The sequence below is a fragment of the Myroides odoratimimus genome (assembly GCF_001485415.1).
Lineage (GTDB): Bacteria > Bacteroidota > Bacteroidia > Flavobacteriales > Flavobacteriaceae > Flavobacterium > Flavobacterium odoratimimum.
Genome location: NZ_BCMQ01000007.1, coordinates 90,496 through 106,665, shown reverse-complemented (window position 1 = coordinate 106,665; position 16,170 = coordinate 90,496). Strand labels below are relative to the sequence as shown.

At 33.7% G+C, this 16,170-nt stretch carries 14 protein-coding genes; 6 read left to right on the top strand and 8 right to left on the bottom strand.

From position 1 onward, the window contains the following. Nucleotides 1-99 precede the first annotated feature (99 nt). Entirely contained in the window at nucleotides 100-840 is a 741-nt protein-coding gene (locus MODO_RS09010) for a CDP-alcohol phosphatidyltransferase family protein (RefSeq protein WP_006260264.1), read from the top strand. Nucleotides 841-1,157: 317 nt separating this feature from the next. Here MODO_RS09010 and MODO_RS09005 read toward each other — a convergent pair whose 3' ends face one another. Continuing rightward, complete coding sequence (locus tag MODO_RS09005; protein ID WP_006260265.1) at nucleotides 1,158-1,547, bottom strand: hypothetical protein; 390 nt, start codon at nucleotides 1,545-1,547, stop codon at nucleotides 1,158-1,160. A 460-nt stretch (nucleotides 1,548-2,007) separates the two neighbouring features. Between MODO_RS09005 and putP the strand changes: the two genes are divergently transcribed. Beyond that, nucleotides 2,008-3,510: a sodium/proline symporter PutP gene (putP, locus tag MODO_RS09000; protein WP_006260266.1), complete on the top strand. Its 1,503-nt coding sequence runs from the start codon at nucleotides 2,008-2,010 to the stop codon at nucleotides 3,508-3,510. Nucleotides 3,511-3,825: 315 nt separating this feature from the next. Next, on the top strand, nucleotides 3,826-5,007 hold the full coding sequence (locus MODO_RS08995) for an MFS transporter (RefSeq protein ID WP_006260267.1): 1,182 nt from the start codon (nucleotides 3,826-3,828) through the stop codon (nucleotides 5,005-5,007). Between the two features lie 7 nt (nucleotides 5,008-5,014). Here the strand turns inward: MODO_RS08995 and MODO_RS08990 are convergent, their stop codons facing one another. Continuing rightward, on the bottom strand, nucleotides 5,015-5,593 hold the full coding sequence (locus MODO_RS08990; protein ID WP_006260268.1) for a uracil-DNA glycosylase family protein: 579 nt from the start codon (nucleotides 5,591-5,593) through the stop codon (nucleotides 5,015-5,017). A 12-nt stretch (nucleotides 5,594-5,605) separates the two neighbouring features. After that, nucleotides 5,606-6,382 (bottom strand): AraC family transcriptional regulator, encoded by a 777-nt coding sequence (locus MODO_RS08985; RefSeq protein ID WP_006260269.1) that lies wholly within the window; start codon nucleotides 6,380-6,382, stop codon nucleotides 5,606-5,608. 84 nt (nucleotides 6,383-6,466) lie between these two features. Here MODO_RS08985 and MODO_RS08980 point away from each other — a divergent pair, with 84 nt between their 5' ends. Further along, nucleotides 6,467-7,612: a multidrug effflux MFS transporter gene (locus MODO_RS08980; protein WP_006260270.1), complete on the top strand. Its 1,146-nt coding sequence runs from the start codon at nucleotides 6,467-6,469 to the stop codon at nucleotides 7,610-7,612. Nucleotides 7,613-7,640: 28 nt separating this feature from the next. Here the strand turns inward: MODO_RS08980 and MODO_RS08975 are convergent, their stop codons facing one another. The 4 genes from MODO_RS08975 to porV all read right to left on the bottom strand — a co-directional run bounded on the left by MODO_RS08975 (nucleotide 7,641) and on the right by porV (nucleotide 11,561). Further along, entirely contained in the window at nucleotides 7,641-8,060 is a 420-nt protein-coding gene (locus MODO_RS08975; RefSeq protein WP_006260271.1) for a GNAT family N-acetyltransferase, read from the bottom strand. 161 nt (nucleotides 8,061-8,221) lie between these two features. Then, nucleotides 8,222-9,619 carry a hemolysin family protein gene (locus MODO_RS08970; RefSeq protein WP_006260272.1) on the bottom strand — a complete coding sequence of 466 codons (1,398 nt, stop codon included), beginning with the start codon at nucleotides 9,617-9,619 and terminating at the stop codon, nucleotides 8,222-8,224. A gap of 238 nt (nucleotides 9,620-9,857) precedes the next feature. After that, nucleotides 9,858-10,340 (bottom strand): cytidine deaminase, encoded by a 483-nt coding sequence (locus MODO_RS08965; RefSeq protein ID WP_006260273.1) that lies wholly within the window; start codon nucleotides 10,338-10,340, stop codon nucleotides 9,858-9,860. Nucleotides 10,341-10,421: 81 nt separating this feature from the next. Beyond that, the gene (gene porV, locus MODO_RS08960; RefSeq protein ID WP_006260274.1) at nucleotides 10,422-11,561 is read right to left on the bottom strand and encodes a type IX secretion system outer membrane channel protein PorV; all 1,140 of its coding nucleotides are present in this window, start codon (nucleotides 11,559-11,561) and stop codon (nucleotides 10,422-10,424) included. A 640-nt stretch (nucleotides 11,562-12,201) separates the two neighbouring features. On the opposite strand from porV, the gene gldJ reads away from it, so the two are divergent. Then, on the top strand, nucleotides 12,202-13,722 hold the full coding sequence (gene gldJ / locus MODO_RS08955; protein ID WP_006260275.1) for a gliding motility lipoprotein GldJ: 1,521 nt from the start codon (nucleotides 12,202-12,204) through the stop codon (nucleotides 13,720-13,722). Nucleotides 13,723-13,790: 68 nt separating this feature from the next. Beyond that, on the top strand, nucleotides 13,791-15,092 hold the full coding sequence (locus MODO_RS08950) for a UDP-N-acetylmuramoyl-tripeptide--D-alanyl-D-alanine ligase (protein WP_006260276.1): 1,302 nt from the start codon (nucleotides 13,791-13,793) through the stop codon (nucleotides 15,090-15,092). Nucleotides 15,093-15,127: 35 nt separating this feature from the next. Here MODO_RS08950 and MODO_RS08945 read toward each other — a convergent pair whose 3' ends face one another. Continuing rightward, on the bottom strand, nucleotides 15,128-16,168 hold the full coding sequence (locus tag MODO_RS08945; RefSeq protein WP_006260277.1) for an endonuclease/exonuclease/phosphatase family protein: 1,041 nt from the start codon (nucleotides 16,166-16,168) through the stop codon (nucleotides 15,128-15,130). Nucleotides 16,169-16,170: the final 2 nt, after the last annotated feature.

Here is a 16,170-nt window from a genome sequence, read left to right as displayed (position 1 = left end):
CTTATAAACACTATAAAAATTAGTAACTTTATGATACATTTGTATCAATAAATACAAGTAAACCGTTATAGAGTTTATATAAACAAACAAATTTCAGTTATGAAAAAACACATTCCTAATGCTATCACTTTATTAAACTTACTTTCAGGATTAATTGCGTTAGTGTATGCATTTGATGATAATATACACATGGCTTTCTTATGGGTATGTATAGGAATCTTTTTTGACTATTGGGACGGCTTTGTAGCACGTATCCTTAATGTAAAAAGTGAAATGGGATTACAGTTAGACTCACTAGCCGATATGGTGACTAGTGGAGTAGTTCCAGGATTAGTAGTTTATAAAATGCTAGCTAATATTCAAGAAAACCAAGAGATCTATAACCTTACCCCTGAGACCTACTATATGGGAGTAGTTCCATACTTAGGGTTTATCATCACATTAGGAGCTGCGTATAGATTAGCCAAATTTAATATCGATACTAGACAGACTGATTCGTTTATCGGATTACCTACACCAGGTAATGCTCTATTCATCTTAAGTATCCCGATGATTATCTCTACGACTAAATCAGAAGAGATTATCTCCTTATTAAGCAATCCTTACTTATTAGTGGTGATCAGTATCTTAAGTGCTATCATCATGAATGCAGAACTTCCATTGTTCTCATTAAAAATCAAGCCTAATAATCTAGGAGCTTATAAACTTCAGATAGGATTTATGCTACTATCATTAGTACTACTAGCTACTCTATTATATCTAGCTATACCTATTATTATACTAGTATATATCTTACTATCTATCATCATGAATATGACAAAAAAGCAAACTACTAACTAAAAATAAGAAACGCTATCTCTCCAGATAGCGTTTTTCATTTGGTCTATATCTAAAAAGTGTACTATTTCATCCTTATGACTATGTTGCCCCTTTTTTATGCCAATTCTTTATTGAATAATTATTATTCTCATTTATACAACTATCCAAAACAGCAATAATCACAATATGAGCAATTGACTATAAAACAATCACTTTACCTCTAAAACACTAGTCATTGGCACACTTATTGAAAACTTTATTACAAACTTTTTTTTCATACTACTTTTTTGCCCTATACACCTTACCCCCTTTGTATAGGGCTTTTTTTATTGTTTTTTTTACACCATAGAACCAAGGTTAGCATCATCATGTTTTCCTTCTTCATGAAGCGTTAACTCATCACAGAATACTATTTTCTCATTTTCTATTACAAAAGTTGCAATTACTTTTACCTTACTCACAGAGCCATCATTTCTATATACTGAAACACTGTGATTAGTAAAAACAAGATTTCCCTCTTCTGCCATATAATTAAAGGTAATAGACAGTCTCTCGGTTACCTCTTTTAATTTTTTAATATGATTACTAAAAATGGTGTAGTCTAGCCTCTTTCCATCAACACATTGGATATAATCAGTAGAAAAATAGGTAGCTATCACTTCTGGACGATACTGAGGACTCTCTAATAGATTTACAAAACAGTCTTTTATCAATTCTTTATTGGTCATATTTCATTTCTTAAATTACAAATACGAAAGTAAAACACTGTCTAAAGAAGCGCGATAACAATTGTTATCAAATAAAACTTTTATAAAGACACTATACCTAAAGTGACAACTAACACATATGGAGTGTTGTCCTATAGCTAACTTCTTTATAATACTATCCATATAAAAGTCTATTCTCTCAGAATATAGCAAAGAAAAAGTATAATGTCTTACATTATCAATATTGATGAACGAGACATAACCACTTCTTGTAATTTATCTTCTTTAAAAAAAGAATATTATAATAGATGAAGTTCTCTATAATGTGTAATTATTTCATTTTTAAATAATTATTATATAAAAAATCAAATCAAAAAAGAAGAATACTAAAATACACTATTCGTAATTAAACTAAATAATCTGGTCATTCATTGTATTATTTAAAATAATTAAATAAATTTAGCAAAAAAATAACAACAATATGTTTGAAAATATAGATCCAACTATTATAACATTTTCCATTTATTTAGTGGTTGTGTTAGGAATAGGTGTAATTGCGTATTTACGCACAAAGGACTTTTCTGACTACATCTTAGGAGGACGTAGTTTTGGTCCAGTAGTAACAGCTTTATCAGCAGGAGCATCAGATATGTCTGGATGGTTACTAATGGGATTGCCAGGTGCTATTTTTGGTAAAGGTTTATCTCAGAGCTGGATTGCGATCGGTTTAATTATCGGTGCATACTACAACTGGAAGTTAGTAGCTGGTCGTCTGCGTGTACACACAGAAATCAATAATAATGCACTGACATTACCAGACTTCTTCCACAACAGATTTGGAAAAGATGGTCAATTAGTAAAAACAGTATCTGCTGTAACTATCCTAATCTTCTTCACGATATACTGTGCGTCTGGTATGGTAGCTGGTGCTAGATTATTCGAAACGCTATTCCACATGGAGTATATCAATGCGTTATATCTAGGGGCTTTAGCTACGATAGCGTATACCTTCATCGGTGGATTCTTAGCAGTAAGCTGGAGTGATACGATTCAGGCTACTTTAATGCTATTTGCGTTAATCTTGACTCCTGTGATGATTATCCTATATATGGGAGGATGGGATGCTATCACTACTTATACAAACGAAGCAGCTATTGCTACTAATATTTCGTATTCAAGCCTAACACACAATGTAAGCTTTATCGCTATTATCAGTGCTGCTGCATGGGGACTTGGGTACTTCGGACAGCCACATATCTTAGCACGCTTTATGGCTGCTGATAGCGTGAAGACAATGAAGAATGCTAGACGTATAGGAATGTCATGGATGACATTATGTCTAGGAGGAGCTGTAACGATAGGTTATCTAGGAATTAGCTACTACTATAAACATCCAGAAATAGCTAGTGTAGTAAACAAAGACAATGAAATGATCTTCATAGAGCTAATCAAACAATTATTTAACCCTTGGGTAGTAGGTGTCTTACTTTCGGCTATTCTAGCTGCAGTAATGAGTACATTAAGTGCGCAGCTATTAATGTCTTCTAGTACACTTACACAAGACTTCTACAAAGCTTACTTCAGAAGAAGTGCTAGCCAAAAAGAGCTAGTGTGGACAGGAAGGTTTGCTGTACTACTAATCTCTTTAATCGCAATCATAATCGCATACGATCCAGATAGTAAAATTCTTGCTTTGGTAGCACATGCTTGGGCTGGTTTTGGAGCTGCATTTGGTCCTGCTATCTTATTCACTCTATTCTGGAGAAAAACAACAGGTATGGGAACTTTCGCAGGAGTATTAGTAGGAGCGGTAACTGTAATCGTATGGCCTATTCTATTCGGAGATACGGTATACGAAATCATTCCAGGATTCTTATTTAGTTCGATTGCGATCTACTTAGTATCTAACTATGGAAAACAAGCGTCTACTGAAATGATAGAGAAGTTTGACACTGCTGATGCTTTATATCACAAAGAAAAGTAATTAGATAAAATATATTTATTACAACCTAAACTCTAGGTATATAACACGGTGAAAAATGTTATATACCTAGAGTTTTTTGTTTATCCCAGAATCAGCAATAGGCAGATAAACGAAAAGTAATTATACAAGATAGGTCTGAATTAGCGATTTCAGCATACTATAGTATGGTTATAGAGCTAATGAAAGAGCTATGAAGTAGAATTGCTTTGTAGTATTTGGCTAATGTTGATTCTGGGTTTATATGAACAACATAAGATTAACATTGTACAAGAAAATGTAAACCAATAACTTTGCACCTCATAAAAACGATAATACGTGTCTAAATTTAATTCACACCCTATATACAATACTCAGTTTATACTAGTATGTTTAAGTTCTTTACTATTCTCTGCCAGTTTTAATATGCTTATACCTGAGCTACCTGATTACCTATCAGGACTAGGAGGAGCAGAATACAAAGGGCTAATCATCGGTCTATTTACAATCACTGCAGGTATCTCTAGACCCTTTAGTGGTAAACTAACAGATAAGATAGGTCGTGTGCCTATCATGGCTATTGGGTCGATAGTATGTTTTGTGTGTAGTTTATTATACCCTATTCTTACTACAGTATCCGGCTTTTTATTCTTGCGATTATTACACGGATTCTCTACAGGGTTCAAGCCAACAGCTACAGCAGCCTATGTAGCTGATATCGTACCTAGAGAGCGATGGGGTGAAGCATTAGGACTACACGGCATTAGCTTTAGTACAGGTATGGCTATAGGCCCAGCCATCGGTAGTACCATAAAGATGTACACCTCTATAGACTTTCTATTCTATACTTCATCTGCTTTTGCTCTACTTTCTATTGTGATCTTGATGAATATGAAAGAGACCTTACAAGTCAAAGAAAAATTCTCTTTTAAATTACTAAAAATATCAGGCAAGGACATCTTTGACTTAGGGGTATTCCCTGCAGCCTTTGTGACTTTTATGTCTTACATCGCTTATGGAGTTATTCTTACGCTAATCCCTGACTGGACAGGACACTTAGGCTTAGAGAATAAAGGGATCTTCTTTATGATCTTTACTATTTCTTCTCTACTAGTAAGATTTGTCGCTGGTAAAGTATCTGACAAATATGGACGTGTCTTAATCATCAATATTGGATTAATACTTCTGATTATCTCTCTAGCTATTATAGCATTCTACAAATCTACTAATGGGCTATACCTAGGTGCATTTATATACGGTATCTCTTTAGGTATCTTATCTCCAGCATTAAATGCCTGGACGATAGACTTCAGTCAACCTGATCAAAGAGGGCGTGCTGTATCTACTATGTACATCGCTCTAGAGGCTGGTGTCGGTGGAGGTGCTTTCTTAGCAGGGTGGTATTATAAAGATAATATCACTAATATCCCTACCATTATGTATGCTAGTGCAGTAGTTATTATCTTGAGTTTAGTCTATATGATGTTTAGAAAACAACTTTCCTTCACAAGTAAGGAATAAGGAAATACTACTTCTTTAAGATTAATTTGACTTGGTGCTGTAATATAGGTATAACCTCTTGTTCAAACCATCTATTCTTTGCTTTCCAGATATTATTTCTCGGAGAAGGATGAGGTAATGGAAAATAAGTAGGTAGATATTTATGGAAGTTATTTACATTCTCTGTCAATGAATCATTAGTCTTTAAATAATAATCTTGTGCGTATTTTCCGATTAACAAAATAAGCTTCACAGAAGTTAATTGGTCTAACAACTGAGCATGCCATGTGGGAGCACATATTTTCTTAGGAGGTAAGTCACCATTCTTTCCTTTGCCTGGATAACAAAACCCCATAGGAATAATAGAGAAGTTAGCCGTATCGTAGAACTCCTCTTCTGTCACTCCTAGCCATTGACGCAGTTGTTCGCCACTTTTATCTTTAAAAGGAATACCTGATAGATGTACTTTTAATCCAGGTGCTTGACCTATAATAATGATTTTAGACTGTACACTAGATAATACCACAGGATTCGCTCCTAGAGGTAGTTCTTCTTCACATATCTTACAAGCCCTAATATCACTTAATAACTCATCAAAACGATCCATACCTTCTTCTATTTATTGTTTTATTAAATATCGATGTGGGGTAATACCTGCGTGCTTTTTAAAAAACTCTATAAACGCACTATCTGACGAAAACTCCAATACATCTGCTACCTCTGAGATAGTCATATCCTCAGCCAACAACTCCAGAGAGCGGTAATACTTCCATTGCAATCGCCAATCTTGATAGACCATGCCTGTTTCTTTCTTAAAGATACGAGAAATCGTCTTCTCGCTAGCCCCTACCTCTTGGGTTAACTCCTTGAGAAATGGAGGAACTCTTTTCTCTATAATAAACTGTCGAATAATATCTTTTAGTCTCGTATCTTCGGGTATCTTCAGGTGATAATCTTCTATATGGGCTGCGTTTAATTCATTGCTAAACACATTAACTATAGCGAGCTGCTCATCAGTATAAGCCTTCCAATCCCAAAAACATATTCGTTCTATTAACTGCTCTAATAGAGGGTTGACCTCTAACACCTTGATTGTATCTGCTGTCCACAACTGCTCTTTTACTGTAAAATAAATAGAACGATAAGCAACTACATTTCTAAAGAACACGCGATGAGATAACCTTGCAGGTATAATCAACATACGTGTAGGTGGTAGAATCACCTGCATATCATTAGTCAGTAAGGTCATACATCCACTAGGTGCATAGAGAAGTTGCTGGTGCTCATTATGCCGATGAAAACCAGAATCATGCTGAACTAAATCAGATGCTAAACCTATAACTGGTAAGTCTATTTGTTCTGGGTGAAACTCTTGTTCTGAATACAGATATGCCATTTGTCCTTAAACTGGTATTTAATGAGTTTATAGTATTATAAAGGTACTACAAATTCTAAAGACCTTTGTCAAAAATTAAAAACAATGAAGACAAAAAACAGTTTAGCGCTAATGATTGTACTGATGATGTTTCCTCAATTCGTTGAGACCATCTACAGTCCTGCCTTAACGCATTTAGCTAAAGCATTTGATGTAACGAAGGAGACTACATTGCTAACGATAAGTATATACTTTATAGCCTTTGCACTTGGTGTCATCTTTTGGGGAATACTAAGTGATTATATCGGTAGAAGAAAAGCGATGCTAAGCGGGCTAATAACGTATACTCTTGCTTCTGTGTTAGCCTTGCTTGCTACTAATTTTGAAACAATACTTATCGCAAGGTTTATTGCTGCCTTTGGTATAGCTGTAGGATCAGTGATTACACAAACGATGATGAGAGACAGTTATACTGGAGTAGAACTAGCTAAAGTATTTTCTATCATGGGGATCGCCTTATCAGTAAGCCCTGTTATAGGATTACTAATGGGAGGAATTCTATCTAATCAATTTGGCTATTGGGGAGTATTCACAGTACTAGCTACCTTATCTATACTGTTAGTCAGTACATCCTTCTTCTCCTTAAAAGAGACAAAACAACATACTGACAAGATCACCTTAGATAAAATAATAGCCTTAGCTAAGACAATGTACACTGACTCTCTATTGTGGAAATATGCTTTGTTAGTCATGGCTTACAATGTCCTTCTATTTAGTTATTACTCATTTGCTCCTTTTATATTTGAACAAGAAGGATTAAGCCCAACAGTATATGGATATAGTGGTATTGTACTAGCAGTAGGTTCTTTTATAGGAAGCTCTCTAAACAAAAAATTACTAGAGAGAGGATATTTACCTATTGCCTTAATGAAGATTGCGGCAACTATAGCTATTGTGAATGCTTTAGTATTAATTCTAATAGGGAATACGCTTTACTTTCTAATCCCGATGGTATTTATTGTAACTGCATTCGGGATAGCGATTCCTAATATCCTTAGTCAAGCCTTACTACAATACAAATCGTCCATAGGTACAGCTAGTGCTTTGTTCGGATTATTGTATTATATCTTGATTGGTACAGGTTTATACATTAGTAGTACTATGCCTAATATCACTGTCGTAATGATTAGTTTTGCTACTATAGCGATCTTAGTTTCATTACTTATTAAAAGCAAAAAGGCGACTTTATAGCCTTGCTATAAAGTCGTCTTTCACTTTCTTAATTCTTCTTGACATACCCCATTCCTCTAGAGACAGGCCATACTTCTTTAAAACCATAATGCTCATATAACTTATAAGCTTCACCATCTGCTATTAAGTTTACATAGCATGACTCAGGTAGATTATCATTAATAAATTCTGTCAATGTAGTCATTACTAACTTACCTAACCCTTGTCCTTGGTACTCTGGTAATACACAAATATCCACTACCTGACAATGACACCCTCCATCACCTACTAATCTTCCCATCCCTACGAACTTATCATTATTCTCTGTATCTAGTATCGACACACAGCATAGAGAATTAGCAAGACCAATCACAGCTGCCATAATTCTCTTTTCAGATAAACCACAGGTTGTACGCATATTAATATAATCCTCTGGTTCTATTATATCATAACAAATCTTATATCTCATATCTTCTTTAATCTTTTTAGATAAACAAATATATAATTGCTGTTATTCTCTTCCTAATCGTTTGATTAGAATGTGATAAATTGTAGCAATACAATGACTAAATGAATTACTCAAATGATAATCTACAAAAAAAAGGACAGTACGAATACTGTCCTCTATGATTATTTATCTTCTGATTGTTCTTCCTTCTGTTCTTTAGTTAAAAGGCTTAACTCCACTTGCTCTACTGAATTGCGATACATCTTAAGTATTTTTCCTTCGTAGTCATCAAGTCTTATAATATCTCCTACTTTAAACTCGTCATCAGGACACTCTTCACTGATTAAACCTGCAAGTGTATCATAGTGTTCACTTTCTTCAAACTTAACAGGTACTAGTCTATTAATATCAGATAAGTTATAATGTGCACTAACTACATATCTACCTTCTCCCATACTCTGTACTACAGGTTCTTCATTGTCATATTCATCTTGGATCTCTCCTACCAATTCCTCTAGAATATCTTCCATAGTCACAATACCTGTAAACTCTCCTACTTCATTGGTAGCAATAGCCATCTGTAAGTGTTTTGCTTGGAATTGTTTTAATACATTTTTAATAAGTGCATTCTCAGAGATATAAATAGGTTCACGTAGTAATGAAGCTAGATCTGTGTTACTCTTATCTTGAATCATTGCTTTCATCAAGTCTTTTGTATAAATAACACCTTTAATATTATCTAAATTATCTTCATACACTGGAAAACGAGAATATCCTTCATTGATTGCATAATCGATAGCCTCTATTACACTTGTATTAATCTCGATAGCTGAGACATTTTTACGTAGGCTTTGAATATTATTTACACGTCTGTCATCAAAGTCGAATACATTCTGAATCAGAACACGCTCTGTTTCTTCAATAGCTCCTCCTTCTTGACTCTCAGTAATAATCATCTTAAGCTCTTCTTCTGTATGAATATCAGCTCCGTGAATTGGGCTAATACCTACAATACGCAATATACCATTAGCTAAACCGTTCATCAACCAAATAATAGGTCTAAATACGAAATAGAATATACGCAATGGAAGTGCTATAGTAAATGTCGTCTTCGTTGGGAAGTGAATAGCTAGTGATTTAGGTGCTAATTCACCAAAAACAATATGTAATATTGTGATAATAGCAAAGGCTACAGGAAATGAAACACTCTTAGCTACACCATACCATTCAGGTCCAGTGAAACCAAAGATTTCAAACAAATACATAATAACAGGTGTTAATGAGCTTTCTCCAACCCATCCTAACCCTAGTGAAGCAAGGGTAATACCTAATTGTGTAGCTGCTAAATATGCATCAAGATTAGAAACAATATTCTTAGCAATACCTGCTACTTTAGAATTTAGTTCTTGATGAACTTCTATTTGAGAAGTACGAACTTTCACAATTGCAAACTCTGCTGCAACGAAAAAACCGTTTAAGAAAACTAAAAATAAAGTAAGTAATAATTTACCTACTGAAATCTCTTCGTGTACAATGTTAGAACCAGCCAACATTGTAATGATCTGGGCGTATGTATCCATTTTAAGAATTAAAAAAAGCCAATGGTTAAATATTTTTTAATGGCTTAAGGTTTATATCATTGTGATATAAATCTCGTATCAAAATTAATAATTTAATTGACACAGTATCTATCAATATTTACTAATTTTTAAAAAATATCACAATGCTTATAAATATAGTCAACTTTGCACTAATGTTATAGTACAAATCGAAACTCACTTAACAAAATAAATGCGATTAGCTCTTTTTTTACATCTTTTACATCGAGTCTTTATCAAAATGAAAAGGCAAGATATTTACTAACGAAGGAGAGTAACACACTTTACCTTCTGCTCCCATAAAGAACATTTCTATAGCAGAGTCTTGTTTTGTCTCATATTCCAAAATACTTTGTCTACACGCTCCACATGGAGGAATTGGAGTACTCGTAACTTTTAAATCTGATGATGCAGAAATAGCTATCTTCAAGATTCTCTGATCTGGATAATTAGCCCCTACATAGAATATAGCAGTACGTTCAGCGCATAATCCTGATGGGAAAGCTGCATTCTCTTGATTAGATCCCACTACGATAGTTCCGTCTTCTAATAAGATAGCTGCACCTACTCTAAACTTAGAATAAGGAGCATAAGCCTTCTTTCTCACTTCTACAGCCCTATTCATTAACTCTTGATCTTTTTGTTCTAATTCTGCTATTGAATCATATTCTAAGAACGTTGTTACGATTTCAATTTTTTTCATAATCCTTGACTATTAGAGATAAAAAATCCAAACGCATCTTATTGGGGATGGTTTGGATTCAATACAAATATACTATTTTTTTTAACCTCTTCGATAAGTTTTTCTACCTAAATCGAATGTTAATGAGAATCGCAATGTATTCTCCATTGGGTTATTTATTTTTGATGTTGAAAATAAATACGATAGGTCTATAGCCATCATATTATATTTAAAACCTGCTCCTAAAGTTGCATACTGTCTAGCTCCTTTTTCTGGACTTTCGTGGAAGTATCCTGTTCTAAAAGCAAATTTATTGTCATACCAATATTCTGCTCCTAGAGACCACGCTACTTCTTTCAGTTCTTCACTAAATCCATTAGGCGCATCTCCAAATGATTTAAACACTCCTTTAAGCCATCCAGTATCATTATACTCGATTAACGCTTCTGGATCATTTCTATATTCTGGTGGTGTCGGAACTAATAACTTATTAAGTTCTCCTGAGATAGTTAATGTATTCTGTTGATCAATAATAAAATCAAAACTACCTCCTAACTTTAAGTTAGCAGGAAGAAAAGATCCATACTGTTCATCTTCATACTTTATCTTAGGTCCTAAGTTTTGAATATTAAACCCAGCTCTCCATCTACCATCGAAAGTACTAAATCTAATTACATCTGATTCATAGAAACCTGCTATATCTACAGCTACTTGACTCGCCATAGAGTTAGATCCATCTAATTCTGGCATTCTAAGATTAGAGTTGATGAAACGTCCGACTACTGCCATACCAAAACGATCACTTAATTTCAATGAATAAGAAATATCAACAGCGAACTCATTAGGCTTTTTTATGATTGAACTTGATTGATAACTATCTCTAAACTCCATTTCACCCATTCCAAAATAACGTAAACTTGCTCCAATAGCACTACGTTCATTGAACTTATTAAAATAGGTTAATTGACCTAAAGCCATATCGCTACTAATTTTAGACATATAAGGACTATAGTTTACAGAAAAACCTTGTGCTTGTGTAGCAAATGCATACTTCGCGGCATTGTGTTGTTGAGAAAACACATCACTAGAAGTCGCAACCCCGATATCCCCCATCCCTGATGATCTCGCATCTCCAGATATTAATAAGAAAGGTACTCCAGTAGTTATAGGTCTTACTACTTTCTGAGCGTATATAAACTGCCCCGCTAAAACAGTAAGAAATAAGGCTGTAACTTTTTTCATCTTTATTTTTTTAAGATTCACAAATATAATCTTTTTAACATTACTAAAATCTGACTCTAGCTATTATTATAACTTATAAAAACAACAATTATTATTTTGATCTTCATTATAAACGAAATATATACCTTACTCTACAAGAAACTTTGACCATCAACATTTTAATTCTTTTTCACGTATCTTATACAAAGTAAACTTAATACTATTTTTACTCAAACTAAGGGCTATTCCTTGTATAATTCAAAGATATTCACCCCCATTTTTATACTATTAAAAGAATCTACTTCTAATTTTTGGTATTAATCTTATTACAGTACATTTTTGCATTATAATTACTTAATTAAACATAGAAACAAAAGCAAATTCACAAGAGAGAACAAGCAATCTTCTCCTTATATTGTCAATTATTTTGTATGGCATTTAAGTAATTCGAACTACATTTGCACTGCGTATAAAGTATGACTTTATACAAAACAATTATTTTTTTGTTAAGCAATACAAAATACTTTTAGACGTTATAAGTGTAATTGCTTATTAAAAAATAAAAATTATTGATACTTTTTCGATTAAATGAAAGTATTCACATTGCTAATTAAACGTTAATTATTAAATTGCGTACAATTTTATATCCATTTATAACGAGATGAAGATTAAAGAACTTTTAAACTTTCGACTACTGGCAGGTATATTAGTTGCTGCTAGTATTACGAGTTGTGGAAATTCAAACAGCAACGTATCAACGGCTACTGGTTGGAAAATCAATGATAGTAAAGGTGGTTTTCAATACAACACCAAATACGAACAACGTACTCCTAAAGGAATGGTTGCTGTAGAAGGAGGTACATTTACAATGGGACGTATACAAGAGGATATCCTTGCTGATTGGAATAACAATCCTAAAGAAATGTACGTACAATCGTTTTATATGGATGAAACAGAAACTACCAATATCATGTATAATGAATACTTATATTGGTTGCGTACTGTATATCCTCAAAACAATGAATTATATCAAGAGATTTATAAAAGTGCTATTCCTGATACGACAGTATGGAGAGGTCCTTCTGGGTTCAACGAATCACTTATCACTAGCTACTTAAGACACCCTGCTTATGCTAACTATCCTGTAGTGGGTGTTACTTGGGTACAAGCAAATGATTATGCTAAATGGAGAACTGATCGTGTTAACGAATTAGCACTAGAAAAAGCAGGTTATTTAAAGAAAGATGCTAAAATTCTTGAAGCAGGATCTGATGCTCACTTTAGCACAGATACTTACCTTATCTCTCCAGAATCTGTTTATGGAGGGAATAGCGATATCGCTTATAAAGGAAAAGGAAACAAAGCACAAGAAGGTGATCGCAACTTATACGCTACTCAAAACTCTGGTTTGTTTACCTCACAGTTTAGACTTCCTACAGAAGCTGAATGGGAATACGCTGCTATAGGATTAGTAGGTAACAGAGAGTACAACAACTATAAAGGACGTAAAAAATATCCTTGGGATAAAAGCAGCAAACGCAAAAAAGGAAAACCAATCGTTCAGAACACTAAATATGCTAACTATAAACAAGGTCGTGGTGACTATGGTGGTATAGCGGGGTGGTCTACTGACAATGGTGATATCACTAATGCAGTAAAATCATACCCTCCTAATGATTTCGGTTTATACGACATGTCTGGTAACGTTGCTGAATGGGTAGCTGACGTTTATGACCCAACTATTGATCTAAACGACACTGACTTCAACTTCTATAAAGGAAATGTTTACTATAAAAACAAAATAGGTGCTGATGGTAAAATCGAAATTACAACAAATGAAACTGTGAAGTTTGATACATTAAGCACTGGTAAATTAAGAGTTCGCAATCTACCTGGACAAATTGCTCAAGAAGAATTAGACCCTTCTATATTTGATGACAATATCCAGACAGGTTTAGGTGGTAAAATAAAAGGAGAAGGTCCTAAACCAATTAAAAAAGTTACTCTTTACGATGAGAAATCTCGTGTTATAAAAGGAGGTTCATGGAAAGATAGAGCATATTGGTTAGACCCTGCTACGAGAAGATTCTTCCCAGAAGACCAAGCTACAGATTATATTGGATTCAGATTAGCAATGACTAAAGTAGGTCCTAAATCAGATAAGCGAAAAACGAAGAATTAACATATTTTAAAATATTCTTTTTTCAAAAGCCCTAATTGTATTAGGGCTTTTTTTTATACTTTTGATTCATGGATATTACTGAAATTTACCAATGTTTTTTACAGTGTGATGGTGTATCTACTGATACTAGAAACATACATCCTAACTCTCTTTTTTTCGCATTAAAAGGAGATAACTTTGATGCTAACGAGTTTGCTCAAGACGCACTTAATAAAGGGGCTGCCTTTGTGATTATGGACAATAAAAAGCTGATTACTGATCCAGCTAAAATGCTTTATGTACCAGATGCCTTAGGAGCTTTACAACAGTTAGCTAAACACCATAGACAACAACTAGGCTTACCTATTATAGCGCTAACAGGTAGTAATGGAAAGACTACTTCTAAAGAACTTATCGCTACAGTACTAAGCAAAAAATATAAAGTAACAGCTACTAAAGGAAACCTAAACAACCATATTGGTGTTCCGCTTACATTACTTTCACTTACAGAAGAGACAGACTTAGGTATTATAGAAATGGGGGCTAACCACAAACAAGAAATAGCTTTCTTATGTGAATTAGCTGATCCTGACTTCGGGTACATTACTAACTTTGGAAAAGCACATTTAGATGGCTTTGGTGGGTTTGAAGGTGTTATTAAGGCTAAAAGTGAATTATACGACTATTTAGAAGATAACTATAAAACAGCTTTTGTCAACTTAGATGACCCTAGACAAGATGCAAAAACAATGACCTTCAGCCGTTATACTTTTGGTACAGATTCCTCTGCTGATATCGTTATTGAACAATTAGAAGCTCAACCTAACGCTACAGTATACTATAAAGGAGAGGTAATTAACTCTAACCTTACAGGAATCTATAACGCGACTAATATAGCTGCTGCATTAACTATCGGTCAATTCTTCAATGTGGATTTAAACGATATTAAAGAAGCCATAGAACACTATATCCCTACTAATAATAGATCACAGTGGATTACTAAAGATAACTCTATGATCTTATTAGATGCTTATAATGCTAATCCTAGCAGTATGGACGCTGTATTGACTAACTTTGATCAACTAAATGATCAACGCGATAAAGTATTCGTCTTAGGAGATATGCTTGAGCTAGGAAAAGAAGGTTATAAAGAGCACAAAGATATCGTGACTAGATTAAGTGATGTTAAAAATAAAACAGCATACTTTATAGGAAGAGAGTTCTTTAAAGCATCTATTAATGTCACACAAGAAGACATACACTTCTTCGAAACGTTTGACTTGTTTAAACAACATATTCTTGACCATTCTAACGAAGTATTTAAGAATAAGCTAATCTTGATTAAAGGATCAAGAGGGATAGCACTAGAAAGAACCTTAGACTTAATATAACAAAAAAGAGCTTAAATAATTATTTAAGCTCTTTTTTATTTATCTTCTTGGCTATCGATTTCCAATCTTGTAATTAACGGGAAGTGATCCGAATTTTTAAACTCTGGATAAGTCTTAAATGACTTGACATGAATACGAGGATCTACGAACACATAGTCAATACGCATCGGATAAGCGAAGTCATACGTCTTACCAAATCCTGTCCCCCCTTCTACGAATGCATCATTTAGATTCCCTCTAATATTCCTATACACATACGAGAATGCACTATTATTCATATCTCCACAGATAATCTTAGGGATAGACACATCATTCATATGAGATTCTATTAACTCGGATTGCATCTGCTGTTCTTTAAATGCCTTTGCTATACGATTAACGATTAGCTTAGACTTAGCCTCATCAATACTCTCGTGGATATCAGGGCTAATACTGATAGATTGTAAGTGAATACTATACACTCTTATTGTATCTTGATCTTTTAGAATATCTGCAAAAATCACATTGTTATTAGAACTAGGTAAGTTAATCTCTCCCTTATCTATAATTCTAAACTTAGAATAAATAGCCTGTCCCGTTTTTATCTTATTACCATGTGAGGTAATAAACTTATAAGGATATTGGCTGAACTTTATATTTGTATTCTTAGAATATTCTTGAAAGCACAATACATCAGGATCATGTAGATCTACAAACTCTTTAATCTTATCAGGAACATGCTCATCTGGGATCCAATTAAACAAGTTAAAAAGACGAACATTATAACTCATTAAAGTGAACTCCTTTTCTCCGACCTCCTCATTTCTACCTGAGAACTTATAAAACTTATTAGCAAAAGTAATCCCAAGTATTAGAATTAAAGAAGACAACCATATTTGCCTTTTTAATTGAATTAACCAATAGATAAAGAACGCTAGATTAATAATCAAAAAGAAAGGTAATATTAGCGTAAATACAGATAATAAAGGAAATAACTTAGGTGCTAAAAAAGGCAAAAAATACCCTACTAATGACATAATCGCCATTAATATATTAGTCCCAAATACAAACTTGTTAAACCAAGATAGGTTCTTCATAT